This window comes from Bacillus norwichensis, assembly GCF_014836955.1.
Classification (GTDB): domain Bacteria; phylum Bacillota; class Bacilli; order Bacillales; family Bacillaceae_C; genus Siminovitchia; species Siminovitchia norwichensis.
On the sequence record NZ_JACSPV010000037.1, the window covers coordinates 40,192 to 46,425 of the forward strand.

Here is a 6,234-nt window from a genome sequence, read left to right on the forward strand (position 1 = left end):
TTACAGGATTTTCGAGCGAACCCTACTTTTCAGACACACGCCCGTTCCTAAATCAGGTTCATTTAGACTAAATCTAGGAATCAAGCGAACGGCGATTTCCATATAAAAGTTATTCAAATTCTAGAAAATATTCTCTTCCCTTCGTTCCACCAGAATGGAGCAAGCCCAAAGCACGAATTAGTCTATAAGCAGAATAACGGGAGGACAAGCCTAAGAAATGACACATTTCTCTTACAGTAATTGTGTCATTGATCAGTAATCTATAATCCTGTAGCGCCCGGATGTGGGCATCCTTGCAAAGATACATACAAGCTGAACATTGCCAACTGCCATGCAAGCGGATCATAGGAAGAACCGAACAGCTTGGACAGCAGACTCCTTTTAATAAATCAGTTTGAGTGATTTTAAAATATTTGAGAGGATCATAGTTACTAGGAGTATGTGCCTTTACTAAAGACTTGCCCAAAGGCCACAACTCTTCCTTTGTAAGGATCTCTTTTGGATACTTTAATTTCAATTGGTCTATCTTATTATCGATGTTAATGCTGCGGGTAATTTTGTCATAATAAGAGGGGCTAGTCGTTGTTTCAATAATAGTAGAAGGGTTACTGAAAATGATGAGTGACTCTACAGGGATATTTTTCATGCCGTGGCTTTTCATCCATTTTTTAAATTGTAGCTCCTGTCGCCTTATTTGAGAAATCGGGTCAAGTAAGCCTCTCTTGTTTCCATTTGAAGATTGCTGTATCAGCTGGTTGAAATGATGATCCAAGAGAATGCACCCACCATAATTTTTGACATCAATTATAATGAAGAAGCGAGAGGACAGAAGAAGTGTATCAATTTGAAAATAGTAGCCTTGCTCATTTTCAAGCCTCAAATCATGGAGGATAAAAAATTCATCTCGAGGCAAAAAGGTTAAGTGATAATCTATGGATCTTTCACCCCGTTCCCCAGACTGCCGATTATGAAACTCCTCTTTTATCCACTCCCATTGTGGATGATCTGAACTTAGTCTAGATATCAACGCCTCCAATTTTTCAACCTTATTATTTTTCCCTCGTCTTTTAATAACCATTGAATCAACTCCTACTCAATCGTTAAAATACCTTTCGACAAAATCACCTAAACTCCTCTTTTTTCATAGATTTCTCATATGGACATGCAGCTCCTACAAGTAGGCGGAAGCTTCGCGGGCGCGAAGACTTTATTTTGTTCGAAATCCGAGATCGTGCGATTTTCTTGTTTTTTGTGCGTTTTTCTGGCTTATTGTGCGAAAAACAGGATTTTCGTGCGTTTTTCTGGTTTATCGTGCGAAATATGAAATTATCGTGCGAACGACTGTTTTCTGCCATACGTGCAGGGCTATCCGTTCAGAGGCATGCTCTTTACCTCGAAAACGCTAAGCCCTTGTTTCGTGCGAAATCCGAGATCGTGCGATCCACAAGTTTATCGTGCGTTTTTCTGGCTTATTGTGCGAAAAACAGGATTTTCGTGCGATTTTCTGGTTTATCGTGCGAAATATGAAATTATCGTGCGAACGACTGTTTTCTGCCATACGTGCAGGGCTATCCGATCAGAGGCATGCTCTTTACCTCGAAAACGCTAAGCCCTTGTTTCGTGCGAAATCCAAGATCGTGCGATCCACAAGTTTATTGTGCGTTTTTCTGGCTTATTGTGCGAAAAACAGGATTTTCGTGCGAATTTTCGAGTTATCGTGCGAAAAACAAGTTTATCGTGCGATCAACAACTTTCATGCTTGTCCCTAAACTTCGAACGCGAAGCCCCCATTAAAAAGCACAAAAAAAGAAGCTTCGCCTAGCGAAGCTTACTTACTCCATATCTTTCCATTTGCCTGTATAGAGTACTGCGGGAAATTCCAAGATGCCGCGCTGCCCTGCTGTAGTTTCCCTCACACATTTCAATTGATTGCATCAATGCCTGCTTTTTTATTTCATCTTTGATTGGCAGCTCTTCCTTTGCCAAAAAGGATGCATCACCGAACAGTTCCGCAGGCAAATCCCCCGGCACCAGCTTGTTTCCATCTCCTTTTACGATTGCCCGTTCTAATATATTTTGCAATTCACGCACGTTTCCAGGCCACTCGTACTGTTGTAACGCGTCATAAAAAGAAGGTTCGACTTTTAGTGGCGTCTTTCCAATTCGCATAGCAAGTTTCTCTATGAAGTATTCGGCCAAACGAGGAATGTCGTCACGCCGCTCCCTCAACGGTGGCAGAGTGAGAGGAATAACATTCAGTCTGAAAAATAGATCTTCACGAAAGTTTCCTTTCTCCACTTCTTCCCGCAGGTTTTTATTTGTAGCCGCAATGATTCTTACATTCACCGGAACAACCTTGTAGCCTCCGATTCTGACAACCTCTTTATCTTGAAGAACCCTTAATAGCAGTACTTGCATTTCTAAGGACATTTCAGCAATTTCATCTAAAAAGATCGTTCCACCCTCGCCCAGCTCAAATTTCCCTGGGGTCCCGCCGCGCCTTGCACCAGTAAAGGCCCCATCTTCATAGCCAAACAGTTCGCTTCCCAGCAGATCCCGCGGGATTCCCCCACAATTAATAGCAATAAAAGGTTTGTATCTCCGATCACTTTCGTTATGGATCGCCTGTGCAAAAATATCTTTTCCTGTCCCACTTTCACCTGTCAGCAATACATTTGAATCGGACCTTGCCGCTGCAATAGCCTCAAGTTCAACCTTCCGTATCTTTTCATTTTCACCTACAATATCACGAAAAGTCACCTTTGCCTGATTGCCGGAAAATTGATTGATCATTTGCCGGACTTTATGTATTTCTTTAATCGTCAACAGCTTACCAATTTTCTTTTTATGCTGAAAAATCCCTTTTGATGTTATCAATACTCGAGCTTGGCGGTCACTTCCAGATATTTTCAGCTTGATTTCCTGATCTATGACATTTGCTTTTGAAGCGCCGATTTCCTGAAAAAATCCATTGTCAAAAATTTCGTTGATATCTTTGCCCACAAGCTCATGCTCTTTTTTGCAAATAATCCGATGTAAAATCTCATTCGTTTTTAAAATCTTTCCTGCCGTATCAATGATGATCATCCCTTCAGAAAGGGTGTCCGTCGTTGCCTCCAGCAAACTTTTCATCATCGCGTTTCCCCGGGTTTTCTCAATAATTTGCAATTGTTTTTCTATCGCAGCTGCTGTGGATACAACCATTCCCAAAGTATGCGGATGAACCTTTTCCACGGGGCCGGACATATTTAAAACGCCGATGAGTTCTCCTGATGCGTCATGTATAGGCGCGGCTGAACAAGTCCAAGGGTGACAAGCCTCTGTATAATGCTCGGAAGCCCATACCTGAATAGGGCTGTTAATAGCAATACATGTTCCAATGGCATTTGCCCCCATTGCCTCCTCGCTCCAAGAGGCTCCATCAATAAACTTGATCTTATCCGCGAGTTCAAGTGTCTCCTCTTCTCCTAAGGTCTTCATCAACCACCCCTTTTCATCACAAAGGATGACAAGGAAGCTAGACCCTTTCACAAACGAATAAAGATTCTCCATTAACGGGAGGGAAATCCACATAAGCTCTTGTTTCTGCTGCTGTAATTCAGCCAATTCCTCACTAGAAAGCAATTGCGTGGCACTTTGGACATGGGGGTTGACACCATGATCCCTTGAACGGAGCCACGCCTCCTGAATATCTGTTTTAACCAATGGGTTGAGATGTCTCCGATATACAAAATCCTCCCACAATTTCCTCATCAACTTTTTGTCTATCAAGCCCATTCACCCCAACTCTACAGTATAACTCTATTATAAATGTAATTTTTGGAAAATTGAAGTAAACATCCTAGCACTAAATCACTATCTTTCGACTATTGAAAAGACCAATATCCTCAAAAATCATGATGGAGAAATCTCTAACCTAAAGGAAGACGGAGCAATCAAAAAAATGCACAAAGACCTCAACTGGGCCTTTATGCATTTTGAAATTTTCGACTTTTTCAACTAGACATTTTCTTCTCTGAATACTCTTTTTCAGAGACCTCGGCAGTAATGCTTTTTTCATAATCCTCTTTTATCCACTTAAATAAAGAGATGCCGATGATGATACAAATAAACATAATTGGGAACCCTGTAATGACCGACAGCGTCTGCAAAGCCGATAATCCTCCTCCATACATAAGGATGACTGCAACCGCGCCAATTACCAGTGCCCAGAAAACTCTAATCCACCTTGCGGGCTCCTGCATCTCTGTGGCTGCCTTGGAAGACATAAACGATAAAGTATAAGCTGCTGAGTCAATCGTAGTGGAAAGGAAGATGAAAGCCAGTATGACAAACACAACTAATAAAATTGTTGTCCCCAACGGCATAGCCTGAATCATGGCTACAATCGCAGATGGCGCTCCCTCATTTTGAACAATGTCCATAATCGGCAGGATATTGTTCAACTCAAAGTACATGCTCGTATTCCCAAATACAGCGAATGCTAATGCACAGCCAAGTGTACCAGCAACACACATACCAATGATCACTTCACGAATGGTTCTCCCTTTTGAAATTCGAGCAGTGAACATCGCCATAAACGGAGCAAGCGCAAACCACCATGCCCAGTAAAAAATGGTCCAATCCTGTGCAAAAGTCGATCCGCCTACAGAATCCGTATACAGACTCATTCTCAGGAAGTTCTGGAGCAGCAAGCCCATACTGTCCGTAAACTTGTTAATAATAAAAACTGTAGGCCCAGCAATAAAAAAGAAAGCCGCAAACATGAAATATAAAACAGTGTTGATATCGCTTAATATTTTAAGACCTTTTTTCAATCCGAAATAAACGCTGGATGTAAAAATGAACGTCCAAAAAGAAATAATACCTACATCTAACAAAAGAGAACGCTTGACTCCTAATAAATTTGAGAGAGCTTCAGCAAGCATTGGGGTTCCAAGACCAAGGGAGGTCCCAACACCGCCCACGATCCCGAACATGAACATGACATCGATACATTTTCCAAGCGGACCATCAACACGATCACCCAAAACTCCTCGGCAGGCTGAACTTAATCGCAAACTTGGAATCTTCTTTACATATAAAGCATAGGCCAAAGCAATTGTGGGCAAGCAGTAAATGGAGAAGCCCATAAACCCCCAGTGGAAAATACCATATGTAGACGCCCACTCCGCGGCTTCTGTACTTTCAGGCGTCATTCCAAATGGTGGTGCCGTGTAATAATATGACCATTCAATGAACCCCCAATAAAGAAGACTTGAGCCGGCCGTTGATGTAAAAATAAGCGCTATCCAACTGAGAGTAGAAAATTCCGGCCCTTGTTCGGGATTGCCAAGCCTAATCTTCCCATACTTACTCATGGCTAGATATAACAAAGCCACGAAGATTAAAAAGGCTGTCAGCAAATATAAAGAACCGAACTTTCCTCCAATAAATCCTAATATGGATGCGAGAAACTGATTTCCTTTTTCAGGATTGATTAAGACGGGAATAGTAAAGATACTTATGACAGCTAATGCCGAGAAAAGTATGACTCTATCAACCTTCGATTGCTCCATACAAAAACCCCCCCTTGTTTGTAAGTGCTTGCAAATATTCAATTGCGTATTTGAGCCATCTCCTTTCTATCAACGTTAGAATGATATTCGCAAGAACCGTACCAAATAATATACTGCTTGAAACCCTTGAAAAATGGCATTCCTTGAATTTCAAGTGAGTTTCATCACACTCACAGAGTGCACAAGCACTCACTTTTTAGAACATAAGTATCCCCCCTCTGCCATCTACCACCTGAAATAGTTCCTCTAACGAGATGCGTGAGTGCCCGCTTGTTGGCATATGGCTAGACGAACAGTAAAGAAGTTGCAGTGTGCTTGCAGCAGCGATAATTGACTTAATCCTTACGCCGATGGCGCCTAGCATAACTCAATACCGCTTCGCCGATACTGCACGTCACAACATAGTGACAAGGATTGCCTCAAACTTCTAGGCTCAAATCGCGACGTCCTGTCACTTCGCTCGCACTAGTACTTCCTGTACGTCGAAGCCGCTGTTGGCTTATCGTAGGAGGGAGAGAAGTCTGCTAGTCGGTAAACACTAGAGCTGGACGTGGAATTATGCAGTAAATCTGTTATTCATTCTTTAAGCATTTTATAATGGCTCTCTGTCAAATGTGGTGGTATTATCCACCCATATTCTTCTTAGATCCGTGGCCTAGGCCACGGATCTAATTGC

General features: G+C 42.1%; 3 protein-coding genes. All 3 read right to left on the minus strand.

All coding sequences use genetic code 11. From position 1 onward, the window contains the following. Nucleotides 1–109: 109 nt before the first annotated feature. The 3 genes from H9631_RS17055 to H9631_RS17065 all read right to left on the minus strand — a co-directional run bounded on the left by H9631_RS17055 (nt 110) and on the right by H9631_RS17065 (nt 5,558). Nucleotides 110–1,078, minus strand: coding sequence for a nuclease-related domain-containing protein (locus tag H9631_RS17055; RefSeq protein WP_191814922.1), 969 nt, complete (start codon nt 1,076–1,078; stop codon nt 110–112). 740 nt (nt 1,079–1,818) lie between these two features. Then, nucleotides 1,819–3,777, minus strand: coding sequence for a sigma-54-dependent Fis family transcriptional regulator (locus H9631_RS17060; RefSeq protein ID WP_191814924.1), 1,959 nt, complete (start codon nt 3,775–3,777; stop codon nt 1,819–1,821). 218 nt (nt 3,778–3,995) lie between these two features. Next, complete coding sequence (locus H9631_RS17065; RefSeq protein ID WP_191814926.1) at nt 3,996–5,558, minus strand: BCCT family transporter; 1,563 nt, start codon at nt 5,556–5,558, stop codon at nt 3,996–3,998. Nucleotides 5,559–6,234 lie beyond the last annotated feature (676 nt).